Genomic DNA, 18,969 nt, shown 5'->3' with positions numbered 1-18,969 from the left:
CAGGGGAAACGTTCTCTAGCTGTTAAGCGTTAAAGAGTTACAAATGCGACATTAATTCAGTTGATACAGGTTTTTCTGCAGTATTAATGAAGCGTTAAAGCGTTAGATATGCGACATTAGCTCAGTTGGTAGAGCGATACCTTGCCAAGGTATAGGTCATCGGTTCGAACCCGATATGTCGCTCCAATTTCTTTCTCATCCGATAGAGATGAAATTGGTTAAAGCATGGCGCGATGGCAGAATGGCTATGCTGCGGATTGCAAATCCGCCTATCTCGGTTCGACTCCGGGTTGCGCCTCCACAATATTGCGTTTAATGGTTACTTTTAGTAACGGTTAAAACAACACTTTGCCCGAGTGGTGGAATCGGTAGACACAAGGGATTTAAAATCCCTCGCTGAATAAGCGTGCCGGTTCAAGTCCGGCCTCGGGTACCATCATTTACATACGTAAGTATGGTGTAAAAAAGCCTCAACATTAGTTGGGGCTTTTTTACATCTTGAATTTAGTTGTAAAGAATAAAGATGAACATCCATCTCACTCTTGTTAAGCATCAGGCGTGCCACTCTTTGTTATCAAGAATAGTCCGGCCTCGGGTACCATTATAATCTCTAGTAATAGAAAGTGGTAAAAAAAAGCCTCAACATGAGTTGGGGCTTTTTATGTTTGGAATTTGGACCTAACATTAAAAGATTAACATCTCGGCCGGTTTATAATGATGGGGAGTTACCTTATAAAATTAAGCTAATTGCAGATACTCTTCACCCATCGCATTGGCAGTCACAATAGCATTGTAAACTTCAGTAACGGTCACACCGCCTTGGGTGTTGTGGATCGTTTCTCCTTCCTTACAAGCCGCTTGGGCAACACGCATCAACTCTTCACTGGTGTAATCTGTTAAACCAATCTGATTTAACGTAATGGGTAAACCGACGGTTAAACAGAAATCGATCACATTTTCAATTTCTTCCATTGGCTGATCTTCAAGGATCAATTGAACCAATGTGCCAAATGCCACGATTTCACCATGCATGGTCTTTTCACACTGCTTAAGAATAGTGAAACCATTATAGATAGAATGAGCCGTAGCTAAACCACCGTTTTCAGCGCCGACACCACTGAGATAAGTACAGGCTTCCAACACTTTTTCAACCGCAGGTGTTACTGCGTCATTTTCGACGGCAAGTTTGGCTTTTAAGCCATAATCACGCAATATTTCATAACACAATTTAGACAGTGCAAAACCGGCTTGAGATACCGCACCAGCAACAAGGTTGGCAGATTTTGTATTTAAGCAAGTTCTGGCCTCAAAATAGGTTCCTAACGCATCGCCCATTCCTGCTACTAGAAAACGTACGGGTGCTTTTGCGATAATGGTAGAATCGACCAGAACAACATCAGGATTTTTAGGATAGAAAAGATATTCGCTAAATTCTCCTTCATCATTATAAATAACAGATAATGCAGTACATGGCGCATCAGTTGCTGCTATGGTTGGTACAATAATTACTGAGACTTTAGAAAAATGACCAACCGCCTTAACGGTATCAAATGTTCTACCTCCACCTATCCCAATAATGGCATCACAACCGCTCATCTTAAGTAATTCTTCGATACGACGAATTTCTGTCATGGAACTTTGGCCATTAAATTCTTCAAATACCAATTTTGAAGTATCACCACCAAAGGCCTGTTCTATTTTTTCCTTGGTCATATTCATGACAAACTCATCGGCTACAACATAGAACTTTGTGCCTATCGAGGAAACGTGTTTTTCCAGTTCCAAAATAGCGTTAGCACCTTGAACATATCGAGATGGGGCTCTCATAACAGTTAACATTGATTCTCTCCAAAATGTAATTTTAAAATTTACCAATATACCCCAAAGCACAACCAGTAAAAAAAGTTGACTCACTAGCTTCTCTATAACACATGGATAATATTGACTTTTTTCAATTACCACTCCCATGTTGTTATAAGCACAAAGGAATACATACTCATCTCATACTAAACGACTCCAGTTTGACTTTAAAGGCTTTAATCGTGCAATTTTTCTAACTGATTAGCGTGTAAAGCAGAAAGGATAAATGAGCCGATCCTACATCATCAATTTTATATTGGTTAATTTTGATGAGACTTCTAGCCCAACGCGCCTTGTAACCAAAGTGTAAATAGCGAGTATGAGATACTGATGATGGTGATTTGAACGTTAAGTTATTTAGCGTATTTGGCTAATCGGTTTTATGAAAAAGTGAGTAACAATTTTAGTCGCAAGCTTATTGAAACGTTAAAGTCGTCACGTCTTTTATATTCTGGGTAGTAATAATATCAATGTTTGTGCGCTTGAGTCTTTCTGTGGCTAATATGTGGCTAATGCTGAGTGTTGATATATCTGCATAGATCGATGCACGAAATTAGCCATTCACTTTTCTTAGTTCTCTCTAGACTATGGTGCCGACCATCTCGCTTTAATCGAGCATTTGGTGTTAGGCTGATATTTACTATGATTTGCACTGCAGACGTTGAAACAGTATGGCTTTCAAAAAGATGACAACACATGACAACCGAAGGGGTAAATATTAAGATTAAACGCTAGCCAGCTGCAATACCTATAACGCAAGATGGTTCTCGCGCTATAGATAAGAAAGGGGGAACTTATTGAGGTTGATCTTCTACTTGAATTTGGCCGACGTACAATACAGGCGCCGCATCAATATCATTGGCATCCATCATTGTCGCAATACGTTCGACTGCAGACAATAATTGGCTTTGTTCCCATTCTTCAAGATTCTGATAGCGCATAATAAAATGTTCTTGCAATGGTTTAGGTGCACTGTTTAACAGTGTTTTACCTGCTTCACTTAATGATAAGTGAACTTTACGCTTGTCAGTTTCACTGCGCGTTCTAATTACAAATCCACGCTTTTCGAGTCGGTCAATAATGGTCGTCACTGTGGCTGCACTTAAATTAATCTCTTGGGCAATTTTTTTAGCCAGTGGCGCCTCAAGCTGATCAACTTTTTGTATTACCATTAATTGCGGTCCAGTTAGACCGGATAGTTTATTTAATTGGCGCGAGTGTATGTCAATGGCTCTGATCACCCGGCGTAATGAAATTAACAGCTGCTCGTATTTTTCCATAATCCCCTTATTCTCCTCTTCATAATTGACCCCGCACGAGAGAAGAATTTTGCTTATTACTCATGCTCAATATTAAAAAACAGAATAATGTCAAAGACATTATTCTGTTTTGCTATTATTGATTATAACAGTTTATAGCGTGAAAGTTCGTGATACAGATAATACTACACGAGAATCGCTTACATCATTGTTCATGCTGGTATCTTCAGCAGCAACATTGAAGTCAAAACCTTCCCAGCTAGTCATGTATTCTGCACGGTAATGGTTGTAAGACTTGTCACCATCCCATGCCCACTTATCTTCGTCTTGCGACGTAGAGCGGTCAACGCTTACACGAATGTCATGACCTTCTGCAATGGTAAAGGTATGTGCGACCATCATGATGTAATGGTCAGCATCAACACCAAAGTAATCCCATGAATACCAAAAGTTCAATTCAGTATGACCAAGCGATGAGCCGTAACCAAATTTGGTGTATATCTCAGGGTAGTAATATTCATCAGAGGCATTATCACCATGGTAAGTGTAATATGCGATACCTGCATCAACAGAGACTCGGTCAGTTAACTCAACATAATTACCTGCATAAAAATCAAGTTCTAACCAAGTGTCATCAGCACTGCCAAAGTCGACGTTTGATGCCCATGCACCAACGTACCAACCGTCATTGGCAGCATAATCTAAGCTAGCTTGTAATGCAGGGTCATTATCCGTTTGGCTAACACCATTAAAGGTATAGTCAGACGTTGCATTAACCGTGGTACTTAACTCACCAGCCATAACAGTAGTTGGTATAGCAAATAAGCTTAATAGAGCTAACTTTTTTATTGTCGTATTCATCATTATTCCTTGGATTATTATTATTTGTTTAGTCTGCTAATTCGATTTTAGTGAAATCGATTTTATTTTCTTTTGGAGAGCGTTCAATATCTCCCACATTACGGTAGTGTGATTTTAATATGTATACGAAACAACTTAATATCAAGCCAATAGCCAGTGCGCCGACCAACTGAATTTGTAGGAAATCCAATTTAAATAGCAAGGTTAAACCACTCAGTACGACAACATTACCGACGATATAAGGTATTTTACCAAAACGTTCAACCGTTAGGTTTAAGTTGTCAGTGTATAAACGTACCAGTGAATCGAGTGAGTTAATCACAAACGTTACGCCAACAATCACCATCGCAAGATTATAGAAACCTGACGTGTCAATGCCGTTTGCGCTGTAGTAGTAAAGTACCGTGAACCAAATGGCAATTGGAATTGAAGGGAACACCATCATAGCGATTAACACTTGATAAGTTTTCATTCCACCAACAAAACGTGCGGTAAATTGACCAATCATAATGCTCCACGCAAACCACCAGAACAGGTAAAATTCATGGTAATCGTTTATCGGTAGCACAAAGTTATGGATATTACCGAAGTAGTCACCGAGTAATGCAAATGTGGTAAAGAACTCACCCACACTTGAGTCGTCTGATAAAAATGCACCACACCACATAATGGCAATCAAACCTAGGAACAACCATGTACTGCCTAAACTGAGATAACGAACATAGCGAATACTGGTGCTTGAATACACTGCGGCGGCAATGACCATCAATACTATTAAGTAGAAGCTGCCAACAATCGTTTCACCATCCCCTAATTGCGGCAAATACCAGGGTAAGTTGGTTAATAATAAGTAAGCGGTAAAGGCACAAGTGCCAATAATGACAATGTTATTAATAAATTTAATTAATGGAATTTCAAAATACTTTACTCTTGGTTCAATAACACAGAAGTAGAAGCACGTTAGAAAATAAAATGCCCAAATTAAGCAGGCCCAAAAACCAAACTCAATCGCTAACGGATTACTAAATCCATATTCAGGACTGGCGGCTAAATCTGCATATCCGGCAAATTCAGTTAACGGAAACATGATTAAACCCACATCAAGTCCAGATGTGAACAAAATGGCAATAAAAGTAAACTTACGCACTGGTGTGACGCCAACGCACTGCATGTTACCCCAACGATAAATCACAAATGCGATAGCGATAAACGTAAATAAAATACCTATTGATAACCAGGTAGTCATTATTTGACTCCTGAATAAAGGGTGTGTGCGAACATAATGTTGGCTCCTTGTTGTATGTTTTCTTATGCCATAGAACAATTTTTAAAGGCAAAAACCCTCAAGCCTTAAGTATCGTGTTGACGATAGTTAAACCCTGATAGATTGAACTTAGCTAAATAGGCCATTTACAAAAATGTAGGTTGGCCATCAACCCGTTGTCGATGTGTATTAATGAATACACATCGACTAATTAGTGTTAATCAACTTGACGTTTGGGGGCTTGTAATCGTTGTGATGTTTGCCACTGTTTGGCAATGGTCACGTTTGACAAACTTGGCGCGAGCGGCTCGTTACCTAAAATAATATCGGCAGCGCGCTCGGCGACCATGATGGTCGGTGAGTTCAAATTACCATTCGGAATGGTCGGGAAAATAGACGAGTCAACCACTCGTAAACCATTAATACCGTGAACTTTAGTTTCTGAATCGACAACAGCCATATCATCTTCGCCCATTTTGCATGTGCAAGAAGGGTGATATGCGCTTTCTACTGAGCTTCTAACAAAACGATCAATTTCTTCATCGGTTTGCACCGCTAAGCTTGGTTGGATTTCTTCACCACGATACTCATCTAAACCTGGTTGATTGATGATTTCACGGGTTAAGCGAACACAAGCTCTAAAAGCTTCAATATCATCTTGGTGTGATAAATAATTGAACTGAATTTGTGGAGCAACCTTGGGATCATTTGATGCCACAGTGACAGTCCCACGGCTTTTGGGTTTATTGTGACCAATATGAACTTGGAAACCATGGCCCGCAAAAGCTTCTTTACCGTCATAGCGCATTGCAGCAGGTAAGAAGTGATACTGTAAATCTGGCCACTCTAAGCCAGCTTTTGAACGGATAAAGCCACAAGATTCAAAATGGTTAGTTGCGCCTAAACCTGACTTATCTAAAATCCAACGAGCACCAATAAACAGTTTGTTTAATGGATCAATTTTGCCATTAAGCGAAATGGGTTTTAAGCACTTAAATTGGAAGTAAAACTCTAAGTGATCCTGCAGATTCTGGCCAACACCGGGTAATTGATGTACTTGCTCAATGCCTGCGCAAGCTAATGTGCTGGCGTCGCCAATACCCGATAACTGCAAAATATGTGGCGACCCAATTGAACCGGCCGATAACACCACTTCTTTATTGCAGTTAATATCAATCAACTGACCTTTACACTCGTAACGAACGCCGATAGCTGTTTTACCTTGCATGATAACCTTGTGCACTAAAGCATGAGTTACCACGGTTAAATTAGGGCGTTTCATTGCAGGGCGAAGGTAGGCATTTGCCGTAGACCAACGCACGCCGTTTTTAACCGTCATGTGCATTGGGCCAAAACCTTCTTGCTGACTGGCATTGTAATCATCGGTTGCTAAATAGCCGGCATCGACACCTGCATCAACAAAAGCTTGATATAAAGGGTTTTTCATTTCATTGCCGTTATTAACCGCTAATGGGCCTTTATCACCACGATATTCATTACCACCAAAAGACCATGTTTCGGCTTTTTTAAAGTAAGGTAGGCAATGAGCATAATCCCAGTCTTTTGCACCTTTTTGTTGCCACTCGTCAAAATCGCGAGCATGACCACGCACGTAAACCATGCCATTAATCGATGATGAACCGCCTAATACTTTGCCGCGGGGGCAATGCATGCGACGATTATCTAAATACGGTTCGGCTTCGGTTTCAAACTGCCAGGCATACTTTTTAGTATTCATTGGGATAGATAGCGCCGTTGGCATTTGAATAAAAATGCTCTTGTCACTACCACCGGTTTCAAGAATTAATACTTTATTGTCTGGGTTCTCAGTTAAGCGGTTAGCCAATACACAACCTGCGCTACCGGCGCCGACAATAATATAATCATATTGATGAGTCATTAGTTTAGTCACTCCTTAAAATGGGCTTTCAAGTGACTGCATACCAACGTAAACAGCTTTGATTTGCGTGTATGCCTTTAATGTTTCAGCGCCATTTTCACGGCCAACCCCCGACATTTTATAACCACCAACAGGCATTTCTGCAGGGGAGGCGCCATAGGCATTAATCCAACAAATGCCTGCTTGGATTTGGTGGATCACTCTGTGAGCACGGGTTATGTCTTGAGTAAACACGCCAGCCGCTAAACCTAAATGAGTGCTATTAGCTCGACGGATCACTTCGTCTTCATCAGTAAAGGTTAATACCGACATTACCGGCCCAAACACTTCTTCTTTAGACAAGGTCATGTCATCGGTACAATCAGTAAAGATAGTCGGGGCAACAAAGAAACCATTAGGGGCATTGTCAGGCTGTAATACTGTTCCACCGGTTAATAATGTAGCACCTTCTTTTTTACCGATATCAATGTAGTCAAGTACTTTTTGTTGATGGTCGAGTGAGATCAATGCCCCGAAATTAGTGTTAGGGTCCATTGGATCGCCGCAAATAATGTTCTGCTCAGTACGTTCTTTTAAGCGTTGAATAAATTGCGGATAAATATCTTGCTGCACAAAGACTCGAGTACCATTAGTACAGACTTCGCCTTGAGTATAAAAGTTAGCTAACATCGCAGCTGATACGGCATTTTCAACGTCGGCATCGTTAAAGATAATCAATGGCGACTTACCGCCCAGCTCCATGGTCACGTATTTTAGTGAGCCAGCGGCGGCTGCCATGACCTTTTTACCGGTTCCCACTTCACCAGTAAAAGATACTTTAGCGATATCTTTACTCGTGGTTAGCCATTCACCGACGCTACCGTCACCTTGAACAACGTTAAATACGCCATCCGGCACGCCAGCTTGAGTGAAGATTTCAGCTAAACGCATTGCGCCGCGAGGGGTTTCTTCTGAAGGCTTAAAAATCATCACATTACCGCAAGCAAGTGCAGGGGCGGCTTTCCAACAAGCTATCTGTAGTGGGTAGTTCCATGCGCCGATACCGGCACAAATGCCTAATGGCTCACGGCGAGTGTAATAAAAATCTGCGCCGACAGGTTGCTGATTACCTTCAATACTGGGGGCGAGACCTGCAAAAAACTCGATAGAGTCGGCACCAGTAACGACATCGACTACTGAGGCTTCTTGCCATGGTTTACCAGTATCGAGTACTTCACCTGCGGCAAGTTCATCATTTTGTTCACGAAGTAGGGCAACGGCTTTTAGTAAAATGCGGCTACGTTCAATTGGGGCCATTGCCGACCAAATCGCAAAACCGACTTTAGCGCTGTCTATGGCGGCTTGTTGCACAGATTTAGTTGCCACCTCAACTAAATAGCTGACTTCCCCTGTAGCAGGATTTGTTACTTCAAATGTTTCACCAGTGCCATTTGACTGGTATTTTCCATGAATATAATTTTGATAAATAACTCTAGATGACATCAATTTACTCCGTTGTGCACGATCAGAGCCTTTATAAAGGCTTTAGATAAAATTTGGGCTTGTTTAAAATCTTCAATTGGGGTGGCACTCAGCGCACTGCGTAACCAAAAACCATCAATCACTGCCGCAGTTTGCTTAGCGGCATTGACCGCTTCAATGTTAGGTAACAGTTGTTTATACGAAAAAAGCAGATTGCTGTATAACCGCTGACTATTAATGTTTTGTAACCTTGCGAGTCCAGGATCGTGCATCGCTTGGGACCAGAAGCTTAACCATGTTTTTGTCGCGCCGCCTGAACGTTGTAATTCAGTAAAGTTAGCTTCCACAATCATTGAAAGCCGATCTATCGGGGTTAACGTTTTGCCTGATGTTCTGGCCAGTAATGCTTGCTTCAATTCATCTAACAGAAATTTTAGCGTGGCTTCTATTAACCCTTGTTTTCCACCAAAATAGTGGCTGATGATCCCAGATGACATTCCGGCTAATCCACTAATAGTATTAATCGTCGTGTTCTGTAACCCATGTTGTTCGACAGACATTAACGTGGCATCTATCAGCTGTTGTTGTCTGACGTTTTTCATTATAGGTCTTGACATAAAATGGGTCCGTTATCCGTATTAACAATTGTTAATTGAACGCTCAATTAATAAGTATACTAATGATTAGAGCTCTAAGTATCAAGCGTTTATTTGATCTAGATCATAAAGCAGATGTTGCTAAACAAGATTTAAATCAGCATTTAAAGTTTAAGTCTACGTTTTTAATGGTTAATAGTTGATAATATGAAGTTGATATTTTGTTGTTAAAAATAAAAAGGTTTTACATGTAATCATTACAGTTGCAGCTATTTTTGAGATGATTAGCGATAAAATGTCATCTTAAAACTGTTTTATCTGTCATGTAAAACTGATGATTAAGCTTCTGGCGATTGATCTGTACATGTCTGTTAGTCTCGTTACTGTCATCGTTAATAGGCGACAATTAACCCAAAGCGGTTACGCTGAGGTGTGCTTTTTTGTACTGTTGGCTGGCATTATTGGCAATCAGTGCTTGATGTTGATTTGACTCGTGGTCAGTTTACCAAGCTTGTTTGTGATGGCATTAGGGTTCTTAGACGCTGGAGTCTTATAGTAAAAGGCGGATGGGCCTTAGTGCATTAGTTGCATTAGTTGGAAGCCTATTAACATTAAGATCTGACTAGCTGATTGACTGGATCAAATCCAAAGCTCAAAATAATCTAACAAATTAGCCAATCTATTCATTATAGGTAGGCAATAGGTAGGCAATAGATAAGAGGCAAACAGATGGGCAGTGCAGCAATGATCATGTGGAGTGTGCTATTTGGCGCCATTGGCATGGGGTATTTTGTCTATGGAAAACGTCAAAGAGCGATTGTTCCCTTGTGTATTGGAATGGCGTTATGTGTGTTTCCGTATTTTGTTGCCAGTGTCACCAGCTTACTGATAATGGGGGTTATCTTGGTGGCGATACCGTACTTTATCCGGTTTTAGTCGCCGGCAGACATTATCCGTTTTATCACTCTGATTCATCCAGGTTAACATTGTTACTTTTATCTGTACCAAGCCGAACAAGTGGCTTTACTCATTTCATCGTTAAATCTGACCTTTCTCAGCTAGGCAGGTAACTGATTAATGCCCCTTTACGATATAGCGGTTTCATTTATCGGTGCAGTAGTAATTAGGGGTTACCATAGCTGAATTTATGCGAAATGCCGTAAGTATAATCCCTGTAGGCTTTGCCAAAAGTTTCTTTTTGGAAGCTCGCAGCCACATCTAGACTCGCTAATTTACAAGAATAATCATTGTTCGACTTGAGCTTTATTACTTGCCTTTTGTCACTCGTTTTAGACCCAAAATGATAGAAAGTTAGGAGGGATTTACCTTATTCGCTCTGACCCCATTATCTTTTTCTGACTGACGAAGTTTTCTTTAGCAACAAACCCTGAAGCAAGCATGTGCCACATTAGAAACTGCCATGATAATGCAGTAGCTGAATGCTTTTTTCATTGTTGAAGAAAGATAGAGTGAAGCGGAAAAGCGATAAAAGCAGGGACGAGTCACACTCCGAGAAATTAGCTACTGCTAACCCCCTAGAACAGTAGTTAATTCATTGAATTCAGCCTATTATTTTTATACTAATTAGGTAAATTAATTTACAATAGTGATGTTTAAACAACAACATTAATGATGGCTATAATGACAAATGATAAACCGTGGTTAAAACAATATCCTGAGGATGTGCCCGCAACAATAGATTCAAGTATGTATAACAATATCAATGATTTGTTTAAAGAGTCTTTTAGTGCGCATGCTAAAAAAGCAGCATATATTAATATGGGACATAGCTTATCCTACCAAGATCTCGAAAGTAAAAGTAACGCTTTTGCTGCTTATCTACAATCTGAACTAAAAATGAAAAAAGGCGAACGAATCGCCTTGATGATGCCTAATTTATTGCAATATCCCATCACTATTTTAGGTGCATTAAAAGCAGGACTCATTATTGTAAATGTTAATCCACTTTATACCCCTCGAGAGTTAAAATATCAATTACGAGACTCAGGGTCCAGTGCTATTGTTGCCGTCACAAATTTTGGTAATAATCTTCAGCAAATACTGCATGAGACTAACATTAAGCATGTTATTTTAACCAAAATCGGCGATGAGTTAGCTATACATAAGCGTACACTGGTTAATTTTCTTATCAAACATGTCAAAAAAATAGTACCTAAATATCATATTCCTGACGCTATTTCACTGCGTAGAGCGTTAACCGAAGGCAAGAAACTTCCCTTTATTGATCCCCAAATAACAGTAGATGATTTAGCATACCTCCAATATACAGGTGGAACGACGGGTCCTGCGAAAGGGGCAATGCTGACTCATAGTAATATTATTTCTAACGTTCTACAGGTTCATGCTCATTTTAGCCCAAGAACCTTATATGATAAGGAATATGCAGTAACCCCACTTCCGCTTTATCATATTTTTGCCAACTCAGTGAGTATGATGTTTATGCTCTTTCTCGGTGCAACGAATTTACTCATTACCAACCCAAGAGATATAGATGGTTTCGTAGCAGATTTAAGTAAATATCCATTCACAATGGTTTTTGGTTTAAATACACTTTTTAATGGTCTAAACAATCATGCTGGTTTTCAAGAATTAGATTTTAGTCACGCTCGTTTTACTATTGCAGGTGGAATGCCGACGCAGAAACATATTGCTGATCGTTGGCAAGAGCTCACTGGAATGCCTGTCATAGAAGGTTATGGCTTAACTGAATGTTCCCCAGTGGTCGCTGCAGGTACTCATCAACAACAATCATTTATTTCTTCAATTGGTGTCCCTTTACCCAGCACTGAACTCCGTATCGTTAATGATAAAAATGAACCTTTAGGTCCCAACCAAATTGGTGAAATTCAAATTAGAGGGCCCCAAGTGATGAAAGGCTATTGGCAACAAGAAGCCGAAACCAATACTGTAATGCATGCAGGAGGTTGGTTAAGCTCTGGCGATATAGGAAGAATGGATGACGATGGGGTTTTTTATATTGAAGACCGTAAAAAAGATATGATTCTAGTGTCGGGATTTAATGTTTTTCCAACTGAAATTGAAGAAGTTGCAACACTTCACCCTCACATCATCGAAGCTGCGGCCATTGGCATTCCTGATGACGCCACAGGAGAAATAGTTAAATTATTTATTGTACGCAAAGGTAATGTGACCGTTGATGAAATAAAAAAACATTGTAGAAAATATCTTACCGGTTATAAAAACCCAAGGATAATTGAATTTAGAGATGAATTGCCAAAATCAAATGTTGGCAAGATCTTACGTCGAGAATTGCGAGATTCATAGGCGCTATTACTGACGTCCTAAGGATAACCAACATATTTGGCATAGATATGAGGCGCAGCCGAGCAAATCCGACTAAACCTCATTCACATGCTGACTGAGGACCCCGTCAACGACCATTTCAGTAATTTGGTGTAACTCATCTTTAGTTGCTCCCTCTGCAGCCTGTAACGACATCCCTTTAAATAACGTCATAATTAGTCGTGTCAACGCTTCAGGTTGGCAACTGTCATTGAGTTCACCGCTGTTTTTAGCCAATTCAAATCTATTAATTATCGTGGTTTGATTTTTTCTTTCCGATTATTGATAGCGATTTTTATTGATTCGCTCGCTTCATTGCATGTCAAAGTACTATTAATTAATGCGCAACCTTGTGGATGACTGGTGTCAGTAAATTGGGCCGCTGCACCGATCAATAATGATCGAATGACATCGGCAAGACGCTTATCCTGCACCTTGATCCTAAGTTGAGTCATCAAGTGATCATGATTAACTCGGTCAAAGAACTTAGACAGATCAACATCAACATCGACGGCAAATTTGCATTTCTGTTTGATGATATCCCTTACTTCGCGGGGCAGACCCTGCCAACTCACCTCTAGCCTACGCCTCATATGATATTCTTGTTCATCATCTCGTCCTCTTTACAATATATGGCTAGCGGCTTCCTTCAGACCAATCATCAATGATAAGCCCTTGCCATTCGCTAGTAGTTAACGTTTAATAACAGCATGTTATTGAACGGTGACCTTCCTACAGAGGACTATCACCTCATTAGTCCATGCCCATGCTGGGCGTACACAAAAAGTTTAAACGGAACTAAAACAGTTGGTTAGGTTCTGCTTCGCTACGCATTACAACCAACAAGTTTAGTCCGCTTAATGCGGCGTTAACGACACAAAAAGGATTTTAATGAAATATTCTAGTTTAGCGCTTATATCATTAGTTTTTATTACCGCGTGCTCTTCAACACCTTTGCCCGATAGATCTAATGCGGCGCTGCAAGAAACTGCAAATCCAACTTACCCAATTCATGCCGCTCGAAATAAAATAGAAGGTTATGTTCAAATGAGCTTCGATATTAGTGAAAAGGGTGATCCAATAAATATAAAAGTTTTAAAATCTGTTCCAGAACAAACTTTTGATAAAGCTGCAATTAGCGCGCTTTCAAATTGGAAGTATGCACCCAAGGTAGAAAATGGAAAGGCAGTAGTTCAACAAAATATGACGGTTCGATTAGATTTTAAGATGGGTTAAATGTCTAGCTAATAGGGCGTTATCGCATATCTTGTTGACATACTTTTCCTATTTAGCTTTCATCTATAGACAACTATGCAGCTAAATCGAAGAGAGTTAAATTACAGGTGTAGATGAGTCAGCGAGAATCTAAAATAGGGATGTTTTGGTTAAAGCCCACAGGGATGCTGATTTTAAAATCAAGAGCTGGCGTCTCGCTTAATCATCTGCACTAAGATCACTCTTTCACATCCCTGTGATCGCGACATTTACTACGTCCTGTAGCTCACATGCTGCAGGCAATAAGTTCAAATGAAGCTACGTTATAAATCAAGCTAAACCAATACCAAGTAAGCTGAGTTAATCAATACCTCAAACGCACTTCTGTCCATAAATGCGTTACATGCCTTGCTTGAAAATGGATAAGTTCAACTCTTATTTTGAGGACTGTTTTCGTTGACTTTGGATACAAGACGTTAACGACGTTGAGATTATTAAAATGATTTAGCGACTACAAGATGGTACCTGATCATGGTTCAATGAAAAGTCAGAATGCTATTAATGGGTACAACCTACTCTCAATGAGAGTGTGTGATGAACGACATTTTATATGCAAAGGCTTCGTGGATTTACGCGCTATCGCGTTCTGCTGTGTTGGGCATTAGTTCAATGTAGACGTACAAATTTAACAATATTAGGAAGATAAATGCGCACATCAAAAATAATATATTTCACCATTTTTATACTAGTAATGTTTTCTGCTTGTATTGCAGTTTGGGTATATTATCTAAAAGAAGGCAAAGATTTACTTAGTTTTACAATATCGACCGTTGGGTTCTGCATTGCACTATTAGCTCTGTTTATCGCTGTCAGGACATATACATCAATCGACAGTGTGAACAATATAAGTAAAATGGAAGGTAATATTCTTGATAATGAGAACTATGTAACTTCACTTCCTGAGTTAATCAATCAATTCAAGTCTAAAGACGAAAAAACACTCGACAAAGAACTCTTTGATTCAGTTGAATATAAGTTAAAAAAAGAGTCAGGTACTGCCGTGCTTTTTGCGGATACGTTGCAGTATATGATTGATCTTATAGTTTTATTTCCGGCTGTTTTTAATGCTTCTGATACGGATAAAAAGCTCTATAAAAAACGTATGGACAAGATATTAATAGAGGTAGATAGGCAACGTGACATACTACATTCGGTAAGCAAAGGAAATTCAATTCAAATAACTGAAACAATAAAGTTATTTAAAGCTGTCGTTTCATATCAGAATTTTGTTGCTGATGGTAATTTTAATATCCATGCAGATCTTCTCCATGTTCGTGGACCTATACTTCGAAATCCTGTCACAAAAACGATATATCACAATTACCTTGGTTTGTATTACAACAAAAAGGGCATGCACTTGCTTAGAGAGTCCCTAAATATGGGGGATATAGATATTCTCTCACTTAACGGTCTTAGTTTGGTACAGAAAGGTATTGGCTCTATATCTCCATCAATTATAGAAGATGTGACCATGTATTTAAAATCTGCATGTGACCAGTTTGATAGAGCACTTCATATTTCTAGTGAAGATGTTATGTGGCCAGGGTTCATTAATTATAACAAAGCACGCACATTGTATTTCTTGGCTTTGTTATCAAGTACTGAAATAAAATGGCTTGAGGTTATGGATGAAGCGATTAAATTTCGTAGTAGATTAAACCGACTCATTGACGAGATTTTAACAATAGACAGATCGAAAACTGCCAAAATAGAGAATACACATTTAAGGCAATTTTTTCTCTATCAAGAAGAGTTGGCCCGTGTAGTCAAATTAAATTTAATATTTGCAGATAATGCCATGAAACAAAACACGGTACCAGCACTGTATAAGGGGGTTAATTTAACGGGTGTATCCAAGGAAACTGCCTCGGACTTATTTATGAAAATACAAAGCTTCTCTACGGTTAAAGCTTATCAAGAGAAAATTATTCACCGACTTGTAAAGTGTGCAAACGATATTACCAGCAACTGATTAATCAAGCTGACTGTTTATCCAGGCCTTTATTGGCCTCTGTCATGAGTCACAAGGTTCCTGATATTTGTTTAAGTATTAGCGCAGAGTGTGATAATAAAAGGCCAGTCAGTAACTGACTGGCCTTTTTGTATTGTGACGGATGCTTGTTGCAACCGAGGCACGTTATTGCAGTTATTTACGTACTCAAACTACCAAATACGTACCCGTTGATCTTCAGGCAAGTACAACTTGTCATCTGGTTTAACATCAAAAGCTTTGTACCACGCATCGTGGTTACGTGGGGCGAGGGCGCGGTAACGACCGGGTGCATGAGTGCCTGCACGTAACTGAGTTAACATGCTTTGCTCGGTGCGTTTTTCTTTCCACACTTGAGCCCAGGCTAAAAAGAAGCGTTGATCGCCTGTAACGCCATCAATGACTGGGGCTTCTTTACCGTTTAAGCTTAACTTGTAAGCATGGTAAGCCATTGCGATGCCGCCCACGTCGCCGATGTTTTCACCTAGGCTGTTACGTCCGTTGACAAAGTTTTCTGGAATGGGCTCATATTTGCTGTATTGCTCAGCAAGCTTATCGGCTTTGGCATCAAAGGCGGCACGGTCTTCATCGGTCCACCAGTTACGTTGAATGCCATTCGCATCTGACTTAGAGCCTTGATCATCAAAACCATGACCCATTTCGTGACCAATTACTGCACCAATACTGCCATAGTTAACCGCGGCATCTGCGTTGGGATCAAAAAAGGGTGGTTGTAAAATAGCCGCAGGAAACACAATCTCATTAAATGAGCTGTTGTAATATGCATTCACCGTTTGCGGGGTCATACCCCAACGATTACGGTCGGTTTTTTGCAGTTCTTTCGCTACGCTGTCGGCTTGGAAGTATTGGCGTAAATTTTTAATGTCACCCACTAAATCATTTTTAGTTAGGGTTAAGCCATCAAATTGTTGCCATACATCTGGATAACCAATTTTAGGGTTAAATGCTGCTAGCTTAGCATGAGCATTAACTTTCGTATCATCGCCCATCCACTCTAAACCATCAATACGCTGACCCAATGCAGTGCGTAAGTTTTCGACTAATTCGGCCATTTGCTTTTTAGACGACTCAGGGAAATAACGCGATACAAACACTTTACCAATCGCAAAGCCTAATGATTGGGTGCCTGACATTTCTTCTACCGCGCGTTTCCAGCGAGGACGAGGTTGCTCTTGGCCAGTTAATTCTTTGCCATAAAAAGCAAAGTTAGTATTGAAAATGTCTTCTGACAGTAACCCTGCGTTATTAGTGACGGTGTGGAAGGTCAGATAGTCTTGCCATACGCTTAATGGCTGTTGGTTTATCAAGCCAATCATAGCCTTAACTGGCTCAGGCTCAGAGATATTGAGTTGTGGTACTTGGTAACCCGTTTGCGCAAAGTATAAATCCCAGTCAAATCCTGGGTATTGCTGAGCAAGATCTTCGCGTTTAACTTGGTTTAAGGTTAAGTCGCGATCACGGCGTTTTTCTCTAGGCCATTGGGCTTGTGCTATTTTAGTTTCGAGCACAAGAATGGCCTGGGCACGTTTTTCGCCGTCATTTATGCCAGCAAAAGCCAGCATTTTAGCGATATGATCCACATAAGCTTTGCGGATATTCACAAAGCGCTCACTCTCTTCTAAGTAGTATGAACGGTCAGGTAAACCTAAACCTCCGGCACCGAGAGTCATTTCATATTGATTAGGATCTAAACGGTTAAACCACATGCCTCCGTCAATCGGTGATGATGCACCGGTAAGCCAAGCCTCGCCGAAGACTTTAGTTAAGTCTTGAGTTGAGTTTATCGCGGCAATTTGATCTAAGGTACCTTTAATGGGCGTGATACCTAACTTATTGATGGTCTCGGTATCCATATAGGCATGATAAAAATCAGCAATTAATTGCTCTTCTGCAGTTAAGTCACTGCGACTGGCAATATCGTCAACAATCGCTTTGACTTGATGTTCACTGCGCTCAGCCAACGCATTAAAGGCGCCATAACGGGTTTTGTCGGCTGGCATGACAAAGTTGTCGTACCAAGTGCCACTTGAATACATAAAAAAGTCATCGCCAGGTTTAACCGCTTCATTACGCGCGGCTAAGTCTACCCCAAAAGTACCTAACTCTGCTTGAGCTGGTGCAGGTGAGGTCACGGTTGCAAGTTTAGTGTTATTTGTATCAGATACGCCACAACCCGTTAATAGTGCCGTTGTTAATCCAATCGCAATTAAGGATCTATTCATTGTTATCGTTTTCCTTAGCCAATGTGTTGACAGAATTATTTGCCAGGTTATCTTGAAAGATTGACAAAAAATGTCAATATTTGAATTGTTAGCAAATTTTAGTGACTGCAATATGAACATGGTTTTCACGCTTCAATAGCCAGCATGATGACGCTGATGGATAAGGTATAAGCGCTGACAATATTATCGGTGCCTCGCTAACGCTAACTAACCTCAGGTTATCTTTTGTTTCGTTGCATAGGTGATCCAGCGGCTACATACCATGCAATGAGTGACGTTGTCACAGCCTATTACTTTTTAATCAGAACTTAGTTAACCAGATCGTCATGCGGTCGCTTAATTAGGCAGTCGTTGCAGCGATTTATCAATTTCCTGAGCCAATTGAGCTAATAAATAGCTGTACGCGTTAACCAATTCAGCGGCTGTTGAGCCTGCCTCAGTCGTCGCCGCAAAATGTTGTCGTTCTATATGACGGTTTGATGGGATATCTATTAGTTCCCAATTAGCATTCATTCTGGCGTTGACGCCATCACGATTGAGACTGATGATTTTAATTTTTATGCTGTATTGAGGACGGTTATCTGCTCGCCAAGGAAACAATATCAAGTTACGACTGCGATCGCCTTGGCTAAGGTTAAGACGAATGACCCGACTAATGCCTTGGTCTAGTGGTTCAGCCCAATAGCTATTGGTGAATCTTTGCAAACTGCCATCTTCCCGCTGGTACACCACCTGAGTGAAGTTAAGATACTCAGCAATCTCGACTGGCCCAATACCAATATCACGATCTAAGCGTGTACTGCCCGCTTCAATTTGGCTGGGGATAGCCGTGAGCACAAAATACTGTTTCGTGGGTGAGCTTTGGCAGCCAAAAAGCAGACTAAGCGCAAGTAGGCAGGCTCCCCAATGAATTGACCACGACCCAAATTTCATGAC

At 40.4% G+C, this 18,969-nt stretch carries 15 protein-coding genes, 3 tRNA genes and 1 pseudogene; 8 read left to right on the top strand and 11 right to left on the bottom strand.

Annotation, left to right across the window (positions count from 1 at the left end):
• The first annotated feature begins 110 nt into the window (after window positions 1-110).
• The 3 genes from AAEZ00_RS07495 to AAEZ00_RS07485 all read left to right on the top strand — a co-directional run bounded on the left by AAEZ00_RS07495 (window position 111) and on the right by AAEZ00_RS07485 (window position 436).
• A tRNA-Gly gene (locus AAEZ00_RS07495) sits at window positions 111-186 on the top strand.
• 41 nt (window positions 187-227) lie between these two features.
• Window positions 228-301 (top strand) — tRNA-Cys (locus tag AAEZ00_RS07490).
• A gap of 49 nt (window positions 302-350) precedes the next feature.
• Window positions 351-436: transfer RNA gene (locus tag AAEZ00_RS07485), tRNA-Leu, on the top strand.
• A 302-nt stretch (window positions 437-738) separates the two neighbouring features.
• Here the strand turns inward: AAEZ00_RS07485 and AAEZ00_RS07480 are convergent.
• The 7 genes from AAEZ00_RS07480 to betI all read right to left on the bottom strand — a co-directional run bounded on the left by AAEZ00_RS07480 (window position 739) and on the right by betI (window position 9,222).
• Window positions 739-1,839 carry a glycerol dehydrogenase gene (locus tag AAEZ00_RS07480; RefSeq protein WP_101031641.1) on the bottom strand — a complete coding sequence of 367 codons (1,101 nt, stop codon included), beginning with the start codon at window positions 1,837-1,839 and terminating at the stop codon, window positions 739-741.
• An 815-nt stretch (window positions 1,840-2,654) separates the two neighbouring features.
• Window positions 2,655-3,140 (bottom strand): MarR family winged helix-turn-helix transcriptional regulator, encoded by a 486-nt coding sequence (locus AAEZ00_RS07475; protein ID WP_101031639.1) that lies wholly within the window; start codon window positions 3,138-3,140, stop codon window positions 2,655-2,657.
• Between the two features lie 132 nt (window positions 3,141-3,272).
• Complete coding sequence (locus AAEZ00_RS07470) at window positions 3,273-3,980, bottom strand: TorF family putative porin (protein WP_101031638.1); 708 nt, start codon at window positions 3,978-3,980, stop codon at window positions 3,273-3,275.
• A gap of 28 nt (window positions 3,981-4,008) precedes the next feature.
• Window positions 4,009-5,226 (bottom strand): BCCT family transporter, encoded by a 1,218-nt coding sequence (locus tag AAEZ00_RS07465; protein WP_101031636.1) that lies wholly within the window; start codon window positions 5,224-5,226, stop codon window positions 4,009-4,011.
• Between the two features lie 235 nt (window positions 5,227-5,461).
• Window positions 5,462-7,144 carry a choline dehydrogenase gene (gene betA / locus AAEZ00_RS07460; RefSeq protein ID WP_101031634.1) on the bottom strand — a complete coding sequence of 561 codons (1,683 nt, stop codon included), beginning with the start codon at window positions 7,142-7,144 and terminating at the stop codon, window positions 5,462-5,464.
• A 15-nt stretch (window positions 7,145-7,159) separates the two neighbouring features.
• Window positions 7,160-8,626, bottom strand: coding sequence for a betaine-aldehyde dehydrogenase (betB, locus tag AAEZ00_RS07455; RefSeq protein ID WP_351088491.1), 1,467 nt, complete (start codon window positions 8,624-8,626; stop codon window positions 7,160-7,162).
• On the bottom strand, window positions 8,626-9,222 hold the full coding sequence (gene betI / locus AAEZ00_RS07450) for a transcriptional regulator BetI (protein ID WP_101031630.1): 597 nt from the start codon (window positions 9,220-9,222) through the stop codon (window positions 8,626-8,628). The genes betB and betI overlap by 1 nt, the downstream gene beginning before the upstream one ends.
• A 708-nt stretch (window positions 9,223-9,930) precedes the next feature.
• Between betI and AAEZ00_RS07445 the strand changes: the two genes are divergently transcribed.
• The 3 genes and pseudogenes from AAEZ00_RS07445 to AAEZ00_RS07435 all read left to right on the top strand — a co-directional run bounded on the left by AAEZ00_RS07445 (window position 9,931) and on the right by AAEZ00_RS07435 (window position 12,507).
• Window positions 9,931-10,137 (top strand): hypothetical protein, encoded by a 207-nt coding sequence (locus tag AAEZ00_RS07445; protein ID WP_101031628.1) that lies wholly within the window; start codon window positions 9,931-9,933, stop codon window positions 10,135-10,137.
• Window positions 10,138-10,584: 447 nt separating this feature from the next.
• Window positions 10,585-10,715: pseudogene (locus AAEZ00_RS07440) on the top strand (IS3 family transposase); the annotation flags it as partial.
• Window positions 10,716-10,830: 115 nt separating this feature from the next.
• Entirely contained in the window at window positions 10,831-12,507 is a 1,677-nt protein-coding gene (locus AAEZ00_RS07435) for an AMP-binding protein (RefSeq protein ID WP_101031626.1), read from the top strand.
• 72 nt (window positions 12,508-12,579) lie between these two features.
• Here AAEZ00_RS07435 and AAEZ00_RS07430 read toward each other — a convergent pair whose 3' ends face one another.
• Together AAEZ00_RS07430 and AAEZ00_RS07425 are read right to left on the bottom strand one after the other, a co-directional pair.
• Complete coding sequence (locus AAEZ00_RS07430; protein WP_101031624.1) at window positions 12,580-12,762, bottom strand: hypothetical protein; 183 nt, start codon at window positions 12,760-12,762, stop codon at window positions 12,580-12,582.
• A 14-nt stretch (window positions 12,763-12,776) separates the two neighbouring features.
• Window positions 12,777-13,100: a hypothetical protein gene (locus AAEZ00_RS07425; protein WP_232772040.1), complete on the bottom strand. Its 324-nt coding sequence runs from the start codon at window positions 13,098-13,100 to the stop codon at window positions 12,777-12,779.
• A gap of 316 nt (window positions 13,101-13,416) precedes the next feature.
• Between AAEZ00_RS07425 and AAEZ00_RS07420 the strand changes: the two genes are divergently transcribed.
• Both AAEZ00_RS07420 and AAEZ00_RS07415 read left to right on the top strand, forming a co-directional pair.
• Window positions 13,417-13,761: an energy transducer TonB gene (locus AAEZ00_RS07420; protein WP_101031622.1), complete on the top strand. Its 345-nt coding sequence runs from the start codon at window positions 13,417-13,419 to the stop codon at window positions 13,759-13,761.
• A gap of 685 nt (window positions 13,762-14,446) precedes the next feature.
• Window positions 14,447-15,772, top strand: a complete 1,326-nt coding sequence (locus tag AAEZ00_RS07415) for a hypothetical protein (RefSeq protein WP_101031620.1) — start codon at window positions 14,447-14,449, stop codon at window positions 15,770-15,772.
• Window positions 15,773-15,963: 191 nt separating this feature from the next.
• Here the strand turns inward: AAEZ00_RS07415 and AAEZ00_RS07410 are convergent, their stop codons facing one another.
• Both AAEZ00_RS07410 and AAEZ00_RS07405 read right to left on the bottom strand, forming a co-directional pair.
• Entirely contained in the window at window positions 15,964-18,033 is a 2,070-nt protein-coding gene (locus AAEZ00_RS07410) for a M13 family metallopeptidase (RefSeq protein WP_101031618.1), read from the bottom strand.
• 336 nt (window positions 18,034-18,369) lie between these two features.
• Entirely contained in the window at window positions 18,370-18,966 is a 597-nt protein-coding gene (locus tag AAEZ00_RS07405) for a PqiC family protein (protein ID WP_124011461.1), read from the bottom strand.
• Window positions 18,967-18,969 lie beyond the last annotated feature (3 nt).

This window comes from Shewanella sp. S1-49-MNA-CIBAN-0167 (assembly GCF_040310145.1).
GTDB lineage: Bacteria > Pseudomonadota > Gammaproteobacteria > Enterobacterales > Shewanellaceae > Shewanella > Shewanella psychromarinicola.
This window is presented reverse-complemented; position numbering and strand designations above follow the sequence as displayed.

Bases quoted from the DNA above. Each gene is read 5' to 3' on its own strand.
- AAEZ00_RS07480 (WP_101031641.1), bottom strand. From the start codon at position 1,839: ATGTTAACTGTTATGAGAGCCCCATCTCGATATGTTCAAGGTGCTAAC.
- AAEZ00_RS07475 (WP_101031639.1), bottom strand. From the start codon at position 3,140: ATGGAAAAATACGAGCAGCTGTTAATTTCATTACGCCGGGTGATCAGA.
- AAEZ00_RS07470 (WP_101031638.1), bottom strand. From the start codon at position 3,980: ATGAATACGACAATAAAAAAGTTAGCTCTATTAAGCTTATTTGCTATA.
- AAEZ00_RS07465 (WP_101031636.1), bottom strand. From the start codon at position 5,226: ATGACTACCTGGTTATCAATAGGTATTTTATTTACGTTTATCGCTATC.
- betA (WP_101031634.1), bottom strand. From the start codon at position 7,144: ATGACTCATCAATATGATTATATTATTGTCGGCGCCGGTAGCGCAGGT.
- betB (WP_351088491.1), bottom strand. From the start codon at position 8,626: ATGTCATCTAGAGTTATTTATCAAAATTATATTCATGGAAAATACCAG.
- betI (WP_101031630.1), bottom strand. From the start codon at position 9,222: ATGTCAAGACCTATAATGAAAAACGTCAGACAACAACAGCTGATAGAT.
- AAEZ00_RS07445 (WP_101031628.1), top strand. From the start codon at position 9,931: ATGGGCAGTGCAGCAATGATCATGTGGAGTGTGCTATTTGGCGCCATT.
- AAEZ00_RS07435 (WP_101031626.1), top strand. From the start codon at position 10,831: ATGATGGCTATAATGACAAATGATAAACCGTGGTTAAAACAATATCCT.
- AAEZ00_RS07420 (WP_101031622.1), top strand. From the start codon at position 13,417: ATGAAATATTCTAGTTTAGCGCTTATATCATTAGTTTTTATTACCGCG.
- AAEZ00_RS07415 (WP_101031620.1), top strand. From the start codon at position 14,447: ATGCGCACATCAAAAATAATATATTTCACCATTTTTATACTAGTAATG.
- AAEZ00_RS07410 (WP_101031618.1), bottom strand. From the start codon at position 18,033: ATGAATAGATCCTTAATTGCGATTGGATTAACAACGGCACTATTAACG.
- AAEZ00_RS07405 (WP_124011461.1), bottom strand. From the start codon at position 18,966: ATGAAATTTGGGTCGTGGTCAATTCATTGGGGAGCCTGCCTACTTGCG.